General features: G+C 74.2%; 12 protein-coding genes. 7 read left to right on the forward strand and 5 right to left on the reverse strand.

Annotated elements, in window-relative coordinates; all coding sequences use genetic code 11:
• Positions 1-305 precede the first annotated feature (305 nt).
• Positions 306-1,037, reverse strand: coding sequence for a VIT1/CCC1 transporter family protein (locus OG444_RS11140; protein ID WP_327262010.1), 732 nt, complete (start codon positions 1,035-1,037; stop codon positions 306-308).
• Positions 1,038-1,296: 259 nt separating this feature from the next.
• Here OG444_RS11140 and OG444_RS11145 point away from each other — a divergent pair, with 259 nt between their 5' ends.
• The 7 genes from OG444_RS11145 (at position 1,297) to OG444_RS11175 (ending at position 9,662) form a co-directional block, all read left to right on the forward strand.
• On the forward strand, positions 1,297-2,283 hold the full coding sequence (locus tag OG444_RS11145; RefSeq protein WP_327262011.1) for an ADP-ribosylglycohydrolase family protein: 987 nt from the start codon (positions 1,297-1,299) through the stop codon (positions 2,281-2,283).
• Between the two features lie 338 nt (positions 2,284-2,621).
• Complete coding sequence (locus OG444_RS11150) at positions 2,622-4,064, forward strand: ADP-ribosylglycohydrolase family protein (protein ID WP_442810750.1); 1,443 nt, start codon at positions 2,622-2,624, stop codon at positions 4,062-4,064.
• Positions 4,065-4,071: 7 nt separating this feature from the next.
• Positions 4,072-5,217, forward strand: a complete 1,146-nt coding sequence (locus OG444_RS11155) for an ADP-ribosylglycohydrolase family protein (protein WP_327262012.1) — start codon at positions 4,072-4,074, stop codon at positions 5,215-5,217.
• 131 nt (positions 5,218-5,348) lie between these two features.
• Positions 5,349-6,752, forward strand: a complete 1,404-nt coding sequence (locus tag OG444_RS11160) for an ADP-ribosylglycohydrolase family protein (RefSeq protein ID WP_327266737.1) — start codon at positions 5,349-5,351, stop codon at positions 6,750-6,752.
• Positions 6,749-7,660, forward strand: coding sequence for a ribokinase (gene rbsK / locus OG444_RS11165; protein ID WP_327262013.1), 912 nt, complete (start codon positions 6,749-6,751; stop codon positions 7,658-7,660). Before OG444_RS11160 ends, rbsK begins: the two co-directional genes overlap by 4 nt.
• The gene (locus OG444_RS11170) at positions 7,657-8,850 is read left to right on the forward strand and encodes a CaiB/BaiF CoA transferase family protein (protein ID WP_327262014.1); all 1,194 of its coding nucleotides are present in this window, start codon (positions 7,657-7,659) and stop codon (positions 8,848-8,850) included. Before rbsK ends, OG444_RS11170 begins: the two co-directional genes overlap by 4 nt.
• A complete protein-coding gene (locus OG444_RS11175; protein WP_327262015.1) occupies positions 8,847-9,662 on the forward strand; it encodes an HpcH/HpaI aldolase/citrate lyase family protein in 816 nt (271 codons plus the stop codon). Before OG444_RS11170 ends, OG444_RS11175 begins: the two co-directional genes overlap by 4 nt.
• Before the next feature lie 93 nt (positions 9,663-9,755).
• Here OG444_RS11175 and lgt read toward each other — a convergent pair whose 3' ends face one another.
• The 4 genes from lgt to trpB all read right to left on the reverse strand — a co-directional run bounded on the left by lgt (position 9,756) and on the right by trpB (position 13,977).
• Positions 9,756-10,760 (reverse strand): prolipoprotein diacylglyceryl transferase, encoded by a 1,005-nt coding sequence (gene lgt / locus OG444_RS11180; protein ID WP_327262016.1) that lies wholly within the window; start codon positions 10,758-10,760, stop codon positions 9,756-9,758.
• Between the two features lie 88 nt (positions 10,761-10,848).
• Positions 10,849-11,799: a DsbA family protein gene (locus tag OG444_RS11185; protein ID WP_327262017.1), complete on the reverse strand. Its 951-nt coding sequence runs from the start codon at positions 11,797-11,799 to the stop codon at positions 10,849-10,851.
• Positions 11,800-11,908: 109 nt separating this feature from the next.
• On the reverse strand, positions 11,909-12,739 hold the full coding sequence (gene trpA / locus OG444_RS11190; RefSeq protein WP_327262018.1) for a tryptophan synthase subunit alpha: 831 nt from the start codon (positions 12,737-12,739) through the stop codon (positions 11,909-11,911).
• Positions 12,736-13,977, reverse strand: a complete 1,242-nt coding sequence (gene trpB / locus OG444_RS11195) for a tryptophan synthase subunit beta (RefSeq protein ID WP_327262019.1) — start codon at positions 13,975-13,977, stop codon at positions 12,736-12,738. The genes trpA and trpB overlap by 4 nt, the downstream gene beginning before the upstream one ends.
• Positions 13,978-14,010 lie beyond the last annotated feature (33 nt).

The following is a 14,010-nucleotide window of genomic DNA, read 5'->3' on the forward strand; positions in this document are numbered from 1 at the left end:
GTCGTCGTCGTGGCATATGTGCATAGCCGAGGGACGACGTTGGCCCTCTGCGAAATTTCGTGCAGATTACATGATGACGACAATCCCGAGAAGCGGATACGTCATTCCAGCATGCGGACACTGCACGGGGCAGGAAGAGGGGACTTTCGCGGCGCTCCACGAGGTGGCGCGGGGCGGAGGTCCCGGTGCAGGGCGGGCATCGTTGCCCGGAGTCCTGGTCTGATGCCCGGCGGACACAGGATCGAAACCGCCGAGTAATGAACTATTTATGTGGTGCTCTGCATAGTGTCTCACTCCAGCCGCGGTCAGCCTATGGCTCCACCGATCCAGGTTCCCAGGATGTACGTCACACCCGCGGCCGCGCCACCCAGCGCCAGCTGACGCAGGCCGCTGTACCACCAGGACCGTGCGGTGACCCGGGAGACGACCGCCCCGCAGGCGAAGAGCCCGGCCAGCGCGAGCAGCACCGCGGGCCACAGCGCCGTGGCGCCGAGCAGGTACGGCAGCACGGGGAGCAGCGCGCCCAGTGCGAACGAGCCGAAGGACGAGACCGCGGCGACGAGCGGCGAGGGCAGGTCGTCCGGATCGATGCCGAGCTCCTCGCGGGCGTGGATCTCCAGCGCCTGCTCGGGGTCGCGCGACAGCTGCATGGCGACCTCGCGGGCGAGCGGCGGCTCGACGCCGCGGGAGACGTAGAGCTCGGCGAGCTCCTCCATCTCGTCGACCGGATGCTTGCGCAACTGCTGTCGCTCCACATCCAGTTCGGCGAGGACCAGTTCGCGCTGCGAGGCGACGGAGGTGTATTCGCCGGCCGCCATCGAGAAGGCGCCGGCCGCGAGCCCCGCGAGCCCGGTGATGACGACGGTCTGCGGGGCGACGGCGCCGCCCGCCACGCCGGTCATCAGGGCGAGGTTGGAGACGAGCCCGTCCATGGCACCGAAGACGGCCGGTCGCAGCCATCCGCCGTTGACGTCCCGGTGGGTGTGGTTGTCGCGGTGGGCGGTGTGCAGCGGTGCTTCGATGTCGATGATGGACATGCGTGAAATCTCCCCAAATATGCGAACGGACGCCAGGACGCGTGCCGCTCCCCCTGAACACCTCGAAACTACGCACGATTTCTGTCGCCCGCCAGCAAGGAAGGCCGTACTTACCTGGGCTTTTACGGGTCGGCGACCGGGTGACGAGGGTGCGCGCGGGGTGTTTCGCGACAGGCGACAAACCACATGCCATGGCACAAATCCCCCAAGGGCTCATGATGAGCCCCATCCAATGTGGGAGAGGCGCGCCATGGAGCCGATGAAGCTGATTGCATGCAATCCGCAGGTCCTCCTCGAACGGGCCAGGGGCGCTCTTCTCGGACTCGCCGTGGGTGATGCGCTGGGCGCCCCCGCGGAGAACATGAAGCCGTCGGAGATCCGGGCGAAATGGGGCCGCATCGAGGGTTTCGTGTCGGAGGACCCGGCAGGCACGGACGACACCGAGTACGCGATCTTCTCGGGGCTGCTGCTGGCCCGCCACGGCTCGGCGCTCACCGTCTCCCACGTGGAACGGGCCTGGCACCACTGGATCGCCGATCTCGACGAAGGCCCGTTCCGCGGCGCCGGATTCTCGGAGCGCGGCACCCTGGAGAACCTCCGCAGGGGCCTGGCCGCACCCATCTCGGCCCAGCACCGGCACGCGTGGTCGGACGGTCTCGCCATGCGGGCGGCGCCGTTCGGCGTCTTCGCCGCGGGCCGGCCGGCGGAGGCCGCCCGGCTGGTCGCCATCGACGGCTCGGTCAGCCACGACGGCGAGGGCATCTACGGCGGCCAGGCGGTGGCCGCGGGCGTGGCGGCGGCCATGGCCGGCGGCTCCCCCGCCTCGGTGGTCTCGGCGGCCCTGTCCGTCATCCCGTCCGACTCGTGGACGGCCCGCTCCCTGCGCCGGGCGGTCACCGCCGCCCCGCGGGGCGAACGGGCGGTGCGCTCGGCGGTGGTCATCGGCGGCTACCCGTGGACGGACCTCGCCCCCGAGGCGGTGGGCCTGGCCTTCGGCGCCTTCGCCGCGTGCCGGGGGGACTTCCCCTCCTCCGTCCTCACCGCCGTGAACATGGGCCGCGACGCCGACACCACGGCCGCGGTGGCGGGCGCGCTGGCCGGTGCGCTGTCGGGCGCGGCCGCGATCCCCGCCGCCTGGTCCTCGGCCATCGGCCCCGTCCGCGGCAGCTGCCTCCCCTCGATGCGGGGCTATCACGTCCTGGACATCGCGGACCTCCTCACCCCCGAATGCGAGGCCCCCCGATGACCCTCTCCCCGGACGACCTGACCACGACTGCGCCGACCACCCACGAACCGGCTCCGGCCGGCCGGGCCCCGGCCGGAGCGGAACGAGGGATCGGCAACCCGACCGGTACGGGGCCGGCGGAACCGAGGGCCGCAGACCTGGCCCCGGCCGGGCAGGACCCGGCCGGGCCGCCGTCGGCCCTGCGGCCGGTCGGTCCGGTACGCCTCCCGGCGGACCCGGCTCCGGCCAGGGCGGAGCGCGGACTCGAGGACGCGACCACCGCTACGGGTCCGACTCCGGCGAAGCCGGGGGCGGGAGCGGGGGGCCCGGACCCCGGGGGGCCGGGCCCCGCCGGGGCCCTGCCCGGCACGTCGGCGACGAGCCCGATCCCGGGTCCGGTGCCCGCGCCGGATTCGGCGGAGCGGGAGTCCAGGAGCCCCGCCGCGGGTGCGGGGCGGGACAGGGCGGCGGCCATCGCCGCCCTCGCCGCCACCGACCCGGGATCCCGCATCGTGATCCGTACCGGCCAGGCGGTCCCGGCCCGGGCAGGGACCGGGGTCGGGGTCGGGACGGGGACCGGCACCCGGGCCCAGGTCGCCGCCAGGGCCGAGGCCGAGGTCACGACCCGGGCCGGGGAGGAGTCCGCCGAGCGCCCCGCAGGGGTCCCGGCCGGGACCCGGCGGATCGAGGGCCTCCTCCTCGGGCTCGCCGCGGGCGACGCGGCCGGCTGGCCCGCCGCCCGCCACCGCGCCAGCCGGATGCCCGAGTGGACCCGCCGCCTCACCCGCGAGCTCGACACCTTCGCCGAGCAGAACGCCACCACCACCCTCCCCGTCCCCATCGCCCTCAACCAGCCCCCCGAACCGCTCCGCCTCGGCCCCTCCGACGACGCCGAATGGGCGGCCTTCGTCGCCGAGTCCGTGCTCACCGCCGCCGGGGTGCTGCTCAGCGACCTCTCCCGCTCCCGCCGCATGCGCGCCGCCATCGACCTCGCCTGGAACGCCCTGGCCTCCGAGGTCGCCGCGGCAGCGGAACGCGCGCCCGAGGTCGAGTCCGCCGTCCTGCCCCTGCGCGCCCGGATCTCCGTACGCGCCGGCCTCGGCAATCTCGCCACCGGCCTGCGCCCGCCCGCCACCGGCCACGACAACCCGCACTACTTCGACGACGCCGCCTGCGTCCGGGCCTGCGTCCTCGCCGTCGTGCACCCCGGCGACGCCCGGGCGGCGGCCGACCTCGCCGAGTTCGACGCCCGCTACACGCAGGACGGCGACGGGGTCCACGGAGCCCGCGCCATGGCCGCCGCCATCGCCACCGCCTTGAGCGCCGCCGGCGCCGACGACGCCGTCGACGCCGCCGTGGACGCCGCCCTCGCCCAGCTCCCCGAGACCACCGAGATCGGCCGCAACGCCCGCCACGCCGTCCGGCTCGCCCGCACCCACAAGGACGGCGGCGCCTTCGCCATCGTCCCCACCCTCGAACACGAGATCGTGGACCACGTCTACAGCTACGGGATCGCCGCCGCCGAGACCGTCCCCGTGGCCCTCGCCCTCGCCACCGCCGCCCGCGGCAGGATGACCGAAGCCGTCCCGGCCGCCGCCTGCCTGTCCCGCGTCGCGGACTCCGCCCCCGCCCTGGCCGGCGCGCTGACCGGCGCGCTCGGCGGCGGCGACTCGATCCCCGCCGCCTGGCGCGAGGCCTGCCGCACCCTCTCCGGCTGCGCCCTGCCCCGCCTCGCCGGCACCGACCTCGTGGAACTCGCCGCGCTCCTCGCGGCCACGGAACTCACCTCACCCAAGGGATGATTCGGACATGACGCTCACGTTGGAGGACCGGGCCCGCGGCGCTCTCGTCGGGGCCGCCGTCGGCGACGCGCTCGGCGGCCCGGTGGAGGGCTGGACCCCGGACCAGATCGTGGAACGGCACGGCGGCCGCGTGCACGGCATCGTCGGCCCCTGGCACGAGAACTGGCGCACGGCCCGCCCCATCGCGCCGTACCACAAGGGCGACGGACACGTCACCGACGACACCTTGATGACGCACGCGCTGGTCCGCGTCTACGAGACCGTACGGGACCACCTCGACGCCTACGCCATCGCCGAGCACCTGGTCCCCGACCTCATGTCCACGCCCCGCTGGATCCCCGAACTGGAGGCCGAGGCACTGCCGTTGCAGCGGATCTTCCTCGCGGAGAAGTGGATCGTGACCCGGCTGCACTACGCGCACGCCGACCCCCGCGAGGCCGGCAGCGGCAACATCGTGAACTGTGGCGCGGCGATGTACATGGCGCCGGTGGGCATCGCCAACGCGGGCAACCCGGCGGGTGCGTACGCGGAGGCGCTGGACATCGCCGGTGCGCACCAGTCCTCGTACGGGCGGGAGGCGGCGGGCGTGTTCGCGGCGGCGGTGGCGGCCGCATGCGTGCCGGGGGCGACGGCCGCCTCGGTGGTGGACACGGCCCTGTCGCTGGCCAAGGACGGCACGCGCGCCGCGATCGCCGCCGTCCGCGAAGTCGCCTCCGCGCACCGGGACTTCGAGTCGGCGCTGGCTCCACTGCGGGCGGCGGTGGCCCCGTACGACTCCGTCGGCCCGGACTACCGCGCCCCCTCCCTCGACGCCCGCCGCCCGTCCCGCCTCCACGCGATCGAGGAACTCCCGGTCGCGCTGGGCATGCTGCTCGTCGCCGACGGGCGGTACGAGACCGCGGTGCTCGGCGCGGTCAACTACGGCCGGGACTGCGACTCCATCGCCACCATGGCGGGCGCGATCGCCGGGGCCCTGGGCGGCGAGGCCGTGGTCCCCGCCGCATGGGCCAAGCAGGTTGCCGAGGCCAGCCGCCTCGACCTGCACGCCCCGGCCGTGGCGCTGGCCGCGGTGGCCCGGGAGATCTTCGCACTCGACCGGTCCCGCCGCCGCTCCCACGAGTCGGCCTTCACCGCGATCGCGGCGGACCGGTGACGGGCGGCGCCGGGTCCGCCCCGGCCGCTCCCGCGCACCCGCCGGAATCCCTCGACGCCCCCGGCCCGGCCCGGCACCGCTCCCCGCGGGAGCGTGGGGCGGGCCCGGAGTCCGGCCCGGCGTGCGGGCTCCTGCGGCTGACCTGGGCCCAGCCCGAGGACCTCGTCGGGCACGAGCTGCGCCAGGCCGCCGAGGACGGCCGGGACCCGGCCGGCGCCCTGCGGACCTGGCTCGCGGCGGGCGGCCGCCCCGCCCCCGAACGCGCCGGATCCTCCCCCGCCCCGGCCCCGCCGGGACTCCGCGCCCTGGCCACCCGCCTCCTCGACGACCTGGCGCAGCTCCCGCCTCCCTCCCCCACCGACGAACCCCAGTCCTGGCCGGACATCACCACGGCCTGCCGAACCGGCCACGTGCCACCCCGCGCAGCGGGAGCACCGCACACCGGCCCGCAGGCCGCACCGCGAACCGGGCCGGAGGCCGCCCTGCGGACCCGGCTGGAAGCCGCCTGGCTGGGGCGGGCCGTCGGGTGTCTGCTCGGGAAGCCCGTCGAGAAGCTGCCGCTGTCCGGCATCCGCACACTCGCCCGCGCCGCCGGCAACTGGCCGCTGGACGACTGGTTCACCGCACGCGGCGTCCCACCGGAGGTGCTGGCCGCGTACCCCTGGAACCGCCGCTCCGCGCCCACCTCCCTCGCCGAGAACATCGACGGCATGCCCGAGGACGACGACCTCAACTACCCGCTCCTCGGACTGCTCCTGCTCCAGCGGCACGGCAAGCGCTTCACCACCGCCGACGTGGCCCGCCTCTGGCTCGACGAGCTGCCCGCCGGGCGTACCTTCACCGCCGAACGGATCGCCTACCGCAATCTGCTCCTCGGGCTGGAGCCGCCCGCCACCGCCACCCACCACAACCCCTTCCGCGAGTGGATCGGCGCCCTCATCCGCGCCGACGTCCACGGCTGGACCAACCCCGGCGACCCGGCCGCCGCCGCGGCCCAGGCCTACCGGGACGCCGCCCTGACCCACACCGGCAACGGCGTCTACGCCGCCCTCCTCGTCGCCGCCGCCACCGCCGAGGCGGCCACCGGACGGGCGGACGTCCACACCGCGCTCCGGGCCGGACTGGCCGTCGTACCGCCCCGCTCCCGCCTCGCCGAAGCCGTCCGCTTCGGGATCCGCACGGCCGGGCGGGAAACGGACTTCGCACTCGTCGTCGACCGGCTGCACGCCCGCTACGGGCACTACCACTGGGTCCACGCCGTCCCGAACACCGCCCTGATCGCCGCCGCCCTCACCCACGCCGACGGGGACTTCACCCACTCCGTCTGCCGTGCGGTGTCCGGCGGCTGGGACACCGACTCCAACGGGGCCACCGCCGGCGCCCTCGCCGGGCTCCTCGCCGGCTCCCCGGAACGGATCCCGCACCGCTGGACCGCCCCCCTCAAGAACCGCCTCGCCACCACCGTCCCCGGATTCGACGGCATCGGCTTCGACACCCTCGCCCACCTCACCGCACAGGAGGCAGCACGCTCATGACGGCCATCGCCGTGCTCGGCAGTACGAACATGGACCTCGTCGCCTACGTCCCCAAGGCCCCCCGCCTCGGGGAGACCGTCACCGGCCGCGCCTTCCGCACGGTCCCCGGCGGCAAGGGGGCCAACCAGGCCGTGGCCGCCGCCCGCTCCGGCGGGAAGGTGGTGATGATCGGCGCGGTCGGGGCCGACGAGTTCGGCGTACGGCTGCGCTCCGCGCTCACCGCGGCCGGGGTCGAGACGGCGTCCCTGCGCACCGTGGAGGGCGCCAGCGGCACCGCCCACATCACCGTGGACGACGAGGGCGGCAACAGCATCATCGTCATCCCCGGCGCGAACGCGGCCGTCACCGGCCTGGAGGCGGGGGACGAGGCCCGGATCGCCGCCGCCCGCTCCCTCCTCCTGCAGCTGGAGCTGCCGATGCCCGCCGTCCTCGCCGGGGCCCGCGCCGCCCGCGCGCACGGCGTCCGTACGGTGCTCACCCCCGCCCCCGCCCAGCCGCTCCCCGCCGAACTCCTCGCCGCCACCGACCTCCTCGTCCCGAACGAGCACGAGGCGGCGGCCCTCACCGGGCTCACCGACCCCCTCCAGGCCGCCGAGGCGCTGCTGGCCGACGTGCCCGAGGTGGTGATCACCCTCGGCGCGGCCGGGGTGCTGTACGCCGCCCGCGACCGGGATCCGCTGACCGTGCCCGCGCCCCGGGTCCGGGCCGTGGACACCACCGCCGCCGGGGACACCTTCGTCGGCGCCCTCGCCGTCGCCCTGGGCGAGGGCCGGCCGATGCCCGTGGCCCTGCGCTGGGCCTCGGCGGCGGCCGCGCTGTCCGTGCAGCGTCCGGGGGCCCAGGACTCGATGCCGACCCGCGCCGAGACCGACGCCTTCGCCGCGGCGCAGCCCGGAGCCGCCTCGTGACAACCACCGGGCCGCTGGAAGGGCTCCGCGTGCTCGACCTCGCCACCCTCTTCGCCGGTCCGCTGGCCGCCACCCTGCTCGGGGACTTCGGGGCCGAGGTCGTCAAGGTCGAACACCCCGGCCGCCCCGACCCCTCCCGCGGGCACGGCCCCGCCAAGGACGGCATCGGCCTGTGGTGGAAGCTGCTCGGCCGGAACAAGCGGACGATGACCCTGGACCTGTCCACCCCGGGCGGCCGGGACACCCTGCTGCGCCTGGCCGCCACCGCCGACGTGGTCATCGAGAACTTCCGCCCCGGCACCCTGGAGAAGTGGGGGCTGGGCTGGCCCGAGCTGGCCGCCGCGAACCCGCGTCTGGTCCTGGCCCGTGTCACGGCCTTCGGCCAGCACGGCCCGTACGCGCACCGCCCGGGCTTCGGCACCCTCGCCGAGGCGATGAGCGGTTTTGCCGCGATCACCGGGGAGCCGGACGGGCCGCCGACCCTGCCGCCCTTCGGGCTCGCCGACTCGATCGCCGCGTTGACCTGCGCGTACGCAGTGATGACGGCCCTCGCCGGCCGGGACCGCACCGGGCACGGACAGGTCGTCGACCTGGCCATCGTCGAGCCGATCCTCACCGTGCTGGGCCCGCACCCGCTCTGGTACGACCAGCTCGGCTACGTCCAGCCCCGTACGGGCAACCGCTCCACCAACAACGCCCCCCGCAACACCTACCGCAGTGCCGACGGGCGCTGGCTGGCGGTCTCCGCCTCCGCGCAGTCCATCGCCGAGCGGGTCATGCGGCTGGTCGGCCGCCCCGAGCTGATCGCCGAGCCCTGGTTCGCGACGGGCGACGGGCGGGCCCGGCACGCGGACGTGCTGGACGAGGCGGTCGGCGGCTGGATCGCCCGGCACAAGGCCGACGAGGTGATCTCCGTGTTCGAGGACGCCGAGGCGGCCGTCGCCCAGGTCTACGACGTCCGGGACGTGATGGCCGATCCGCAGTTCGCGGCCCTCGACACGGTCACCGAGGTCGAGGATCCGGAGCTGGGCCCGCTGCGTATGCAGAACATCCTGTTCCGGCTCTCCGGGACCCCCGGCGGGATCCGCTGGGCGGGCCGCCCGCACGGCGCGGACACCGAGGAGGTCCTGGGCGAGCTCGGGCTCACCGACGCCGAGATCACCGCACTGCGGACGGAGGGGGCCCTGTGATCCTGACCTGGCTGTACGCGCCCGGAGACCGCCCGGAGGTCGTCGCCAAGGCCCTCGGCTGCGGGGCGGACGCCGTCATCATCGACCTGGAGGACGCCGTACCGGCCTCGCGCAAGGAGTACGCCCGCGCCGCGACCGCCGATCTGCTCGCCGAGCGGCCCCCGCTGCCCGTCCACGTCCGTGTCAACGCCCTCGACTCCCCCTGGGGCGGCGCGGACCTCACCGCGCTGGGCCGACTGCACGGCCTCGCCGGGCTGCGACTGCCCAAGATCAACGCCCCGGCACAGATCACCGCCGTCGCGGACCGCACCGGCGGCGTGAGCCTGCACGCCCTGCTCGAATCGGCCGTGGGCGTGGAACGGGCGTACGAGATCGCCCGCGCGCACCCCGCCCTGCGCGGGCTCTCCCTGGGCGAGGCGGACCTGCGGGCCGACCTGGCCGTCAGCGCGGAGACGGGCCTGGACTGGTGCCGCTCCCGGGTGGTGGTCGCGGCCCGCGCGGCGGGGCTGGCGCCCCCGGCGCAGTCGGTGTTCCCCGACATCCGGGACCTGGAGGCGCTGGCCGTCTCCTGCGTCCGGGGCCGCTCCCTGGGCTTCCTCGGCCGGGCGGCAATCCACCCGCGCCAGCTCCCGGTGATCGAGCGGGCCTACCTGCCGGCGCCCGAGGAGGTCAGCGCCGCCGTGGAGGTGCTGAGCGCGGCCCGGGCCACCCCGGGGGCGCTGGCCCTGCCCGACGGGCGGTTCGTGGATCCGGCGGTGGTGGCCGCGGCGCACCGCACGCTGGCGCTCGCGGCGCGCAAGGCCGTCCACTGAACCCGGCGTCGCCGGCCGGCGGCGGGTTCGGGCGGCGGAACGACGAAGAGGGGGCGCCGCGGTCTGCGCGGCACCCCCTCATGGACCGTGCGGTCAGCGCTTGCCGGCCTCCGGGGCCTCGGCCTCGGCCGGGGCGTCCTTCGTGAGGACGGGCGCCTTGGTCTCGGCCTGCTCCGGCTTCGCCGCGTCGGTGGACCCGGCGGCGGCGTCCGCGGGCTCGGCGCCGACGGCGGTGTCCGCGTCGGCCGGAGCCGCCTTGTCACCGTCCTTGGCGCCGGAGCCGTCCCGGTCCGGTTCGACGATCTCCTCGCGGCCCGGCCGCAGCTTCGCCGACAGCACCAGGTAGACGACCGCCAGGACGAAGACGACGATCGAGGTCCAGACGTTCAGGCGCAGGCCCAGGATGTGGTGGGCCTCGTCGACGCGCATGTACTCGATCCAGACGCGGCCCAGGCAGTAGGCGGCGACGTACAGGGCGAAGGCCCGTCCGTGACCGAGCTTGAAGCGGCGGTCGGCCCAGATCACCAGGAACGCGACACCGACGCACCACAGCGACTCGTACAGGAAGGTCGGATGGTAGGTGCCGGCGTCCCGGTTCGGGCCCGCGGAGATCTCCACCGCCCACGGCAGGTCGGTGGCCCGGCCGTACAGCTCCTGGTTGAACCAGTTGCCCCAGCGTCCGCAGGCCTGGGCCAGCGCGATGCCGGGGGCCAGGGCGTCGGCCCAGGCCGGCAGCGGGATCCCGCGCAGGCGGCAGCCGATCCAGGCACCGACCGCGCCGAGCGCGATGGCGCCCCAGATGCCGAGTCCGCCCTCCCAGATCTTGAGGGCGTCGACCCAGTTGCGGCCCTCGCCGAAGTAGAGCTGGTAGTCGGTGATCACGTGGTAGAGGCGACCACCGACCAGGCCGAAGGGCACGGCCCACACGGCGATGTCCGCGACCGTGCCCGGCTTTCCACCGCGCGCGATCCACCGCTTGTTGCCGAGCCAGACGGCGACGAAGACGCCGATGATGATGCAGAACGCGTAGCCGCGGAGCGGGATCGGTCCGAGATGGATCACGCCGGTCGACGGACTGGGGATGTAAGCAATGTCCATGGCAGACATGACGCTACCTTGCCGGGCGGTACCAACGGCAACCCGCCCGGCAAGACGAAACCAAATCCACACATGGCGCGGGCGCCGGTCAGTCCTGCGAGGACCCGTTCGACGAGCCACCGGTGGACCGGTTCGAGGCCGTTCCGGACGATCCGCCGGAGCCCGTCCGCGACGCGGACGGTGAGGCCTTGGCCCCGTTCTTCCCTCCGGATCCGGGTGTCGCGCTGCCCGACGGTGACGGCTTCACGACCCCGCCCGCGGCTTCCACCTGCTCCTTCAGCTTCTGCGGGGTCACCGGGTTGGCCTGGTCGGAGAAGATGTCCTTGCCGTTCAGCAGCACGGTGGGCGTGCCCCGGAACTTTCCGGCCCTGAAGGCCTCCTGCGACTTGCCCACCCAGCTGTTGTGGGTGCCGTCCTCGACGCAGGCGCGGAACGCGGGGGTGTCGAGCCCTTCGACCTTGCCGGCGAGTTCCAGCAGCCTGGCGTTCTTGCCGTAGGCGTCGTCGACCTCCTGCGGCTGGTTCTGGAACAGGACGTCGTGGTACTCGGAGAACTTGCCGGCGTCCTGCGCGCAGGCCGCCGCGTTCGCCCCCTTCAGGGAGCCGCTGCCGCCCATGTTGCCGTCGATGAGGGTGACCAGGTGGTAGTCCACCTTGAGCAGGCCCTTGGCCTCCAGCTCGTGGACGATGTCCCGGTAATTGTCCTCGAACGCCTTGCAGGCGGGGCAGCGGAAGTCCTCCCAGACGGTGAGGGTGGACTTGGCCTCCGGCCTGCCCGTCTGGATGGCGAGCGCGTCCTTGCCGGTGGCCCCGGAGGGGGCGACGACCGGGCCGCCCTTGGCGCTGCTGTCCTTGCCGGTGTTGGCCGCGATCACGCCGACGACGGTCGCCAGTCCGAGGACGCCGACCACCGCCGCCGTCACGACGAGGGTCCGCCGGCGCTTGTCCCGGGTCTTCTGCCGCTCGCGCTCCACGAGGAGTCGCTCCCGGGCCGATCGTTTCGTCGCATCGCGGTTCGCACCGTCGTTCTTCTCGCTCACGTTCCGCCAAACGAAGCAGGGAGGCACTCGCGTGCCTCCCTGCCCCCACTTCCACCCGATCGGGCTACAGAACCCGATCAGACATCCGTGCCCGTGCTCGAACGCGCGGTCAGCTCCGGCGTACGCCCTGCGCGAGCTCGCCCGCCAGCGCCCGCACGGCGTCCAGCCCGGCCGGCAGGTCCGGCGCGTCCAGCAGCAGCTTGACGAAGGCCGAGCCGACGATCACGCCGTCGGCGAAGCCCGCGACCTCCTTGGCCTGTACGGCGTTGGAGACGCCCAGGCCCACGCAGACCGGGAGGTCGCTGGTGGCGCGGGTGCGGCGGACCAGGTCCGCGGCCTCGTTGCCGACGGACTCGCGGGTTCCGGTGACCCCCATGAGGGAGGCCGCGTAGACGAAGCCGGAGCCCGCCGCCGTGATGGTGGCCAGACGTGCGTCCTTGCTGCTGGGAGCCACGACGAAGACGGTCGCCAGACCGTGCTTCTCCGCGTGCTCTCGCCACAGCGCGGACTCCTGCACCGGCAGGTCCGGCAGGATGCAGCCGGCGCCGCCCGCCGCGGCCAGCTCGGCCGTGAACCGCTCGACGCCGTAGCGGTCGATGGGGTTCCAGTAGGTCATCACCAGGACCGGGGCCCCGGTCGCCTCATGCGCCTCGCGGACCGTGCGGATCACGTCGGCGATCTTGACGCCACCGCGCAGGGCGATGTCGTCGGCGGTCTGGATGATCGCGCCGTCGAGCACCGGGTCACTGTGCGGCAGGCCGATCTCGACCACGTCCGCGCCGCCCTCGATGACGGCCTTGACCGCCTCGATGGCGCCGTCGACGGTCGGGAAGCCCGCCGGCAGGTAGGCGACGAGGGCCGCGCGGTCCTCGGACTTGGCCTTGGCGAGGGTGTCGCTCAGAAGCTGGATGCGCCCGGTCTTCTCACTGGCGGTGCTCACTGGTTCTCCCCCTTGCCGTCGTACAGCCCGAAGTAGCGGGCCGCCGTGTCCATGTCCTTGTCGCCGCGACCGGACAGGTTGACGACCAGCAGGCCGTCCTTGCCCAGCTCCTTGCCCAGCTCCAGGGCGCCCGCGAGGGCGTGCGCCGACTCGATCGCCGGGATGATCCCCTCGGTGCGCGACAGCAGGCGCAGGGCCTGCATGGCCGCGTCGTCGGTGACCGCCCGGTACTCGCCGCGGCCGGAGTCCTTGAGGTAGGAGTGCTCCGGGCCGATGCCCGGGTAGTCCAGGCCGGCCGAGATGGAGTAGGGCTCGGTGATCTGGCCCTCCTCGTCCTGGAGGACGTAGGAGCGGGAGCCGTGCAGGATCCCGGGCTCGCCGGCGGTCAGCGTGGCCGCGTGCTCGCCGGTCTCGACGCCGTGTCCGGCGGGCTCGAAGCCGACGAGGCGGACGCCGGCGTCCGGGATGAAGGCGTGGAACAGGCCGATGGCGTTGGAGCCGCCTCCGACGCAGGCCGCGACCGCGTCGGGCAGCCGGCCGGCGCGCTCCAGGATCTGGCGGCGGGCCTCGACGCCGATGACGCGGTGGAAGTCGCGGACCATGGCCGGGAAGGGGTGGGGACCCGCGACGGTGCCGAAGAGGTAGTGGGTCCGGTCGACGTTGGCGACCCAGTCGCGGAACGCCTCGTTGATCGCGTCCTTGAGCGTCCGGGAGCCGGACTTCACGGCGATGACCTCGGCGCCCAGCATGCGCATGCGGGCCACGTTGAGGGCCTGGCGCTGGGTGTCGACCTCGCCCATGTAGATGGTGCACTCGAGGCCGAAGAGGGCGCAGGCGGTGGCGGTGGCCACGCCGTGCTGACCGGCGCCGGTCTCGGCGATGACGCGGGTCTTGCCCATGCGCTTGGTGAGCAGCGCCTGGCCCAGCACGTTGTTGATCTTGTGCGAGCCGGTGTGGTTCAGGTCCTCGCGCTTGAGGAAGATCCGGGCGCCGCCGGCGTGCTCGGCGAAGCGGGGCACCTCGGTGAGGGAGCTCGGGCGGCCGGTGTAGTTGACCATGAGGTCGTTGAGCTCGGCCGCGAAGGCCGGGTCGACCTTGGCCTTCTCGTACTCGACGGCGACCTCGTCCACGGCGGCGACGAGCGCCTCCGGGATGAACTTGCCGCCGAAGTCACCGAAGTAACCCTCGGCGTTGGGAACGTGACCCTCCGGGTCCGGAAGGAAGAACTCGCTGGACATGTCCAGTGCTCCTACGGGTGCGAGATGCGGCGG

Origin of the sequence: Streptomyces sp. NBC_01232 (assembly GCF_035989885.1) — a bacterium.
GTDB lineage: Bacteria > Actinomycetota > Actinomycetes > Streptomycetales > Streptomycetaceae > Streptomyces.

Excerpts from the sequence above, each read along its gene's own strand:
- OG444_RS11140 (WP_327262010.1), bottom strand. The coding sequence starts at position 1,037 with ATGTCCATCATCGACATCGAAGCACCGCTGCACACCGCCCACCGCGAC.
- OG444_RS11145 (WP_327262011.1), top strand. The coding sequence starts at position 1,297 with ATGAAGCTGATTGCATGCAATCCGCAGGTCCTCCTCGAACGGGCCAGG.
- OG444_RS11155 (WP_327262012.1), top strand. The coding sequence starts at position 4,072 with ATGACGCTCACGTTGGAGGACCGGGCCCGCGGCGCTCTCGTCGGGGCC.
- rbsK (WP_327262013.1), top strand. The coding sequence starts at position 6,749 with ATGACGGCCATCGCCGTGCTCGGCAGTACGAACATGGACCTCGTCGCC.
- lgt (WP_327262016.1), bottom strand. The coding sequence starts at position 10,760 with ATGGACATTGCTTACATCCCCAGTCCGTCGACCGGCGTGATCCATCTC.
- trpB (WP_327262019.1), bottom strand. The coding sequence starts at position 13,977 with ATGTCCAGCGAGTTCTTCCTTCCGGACCCGGAGGGTCACGTTCCCAAC.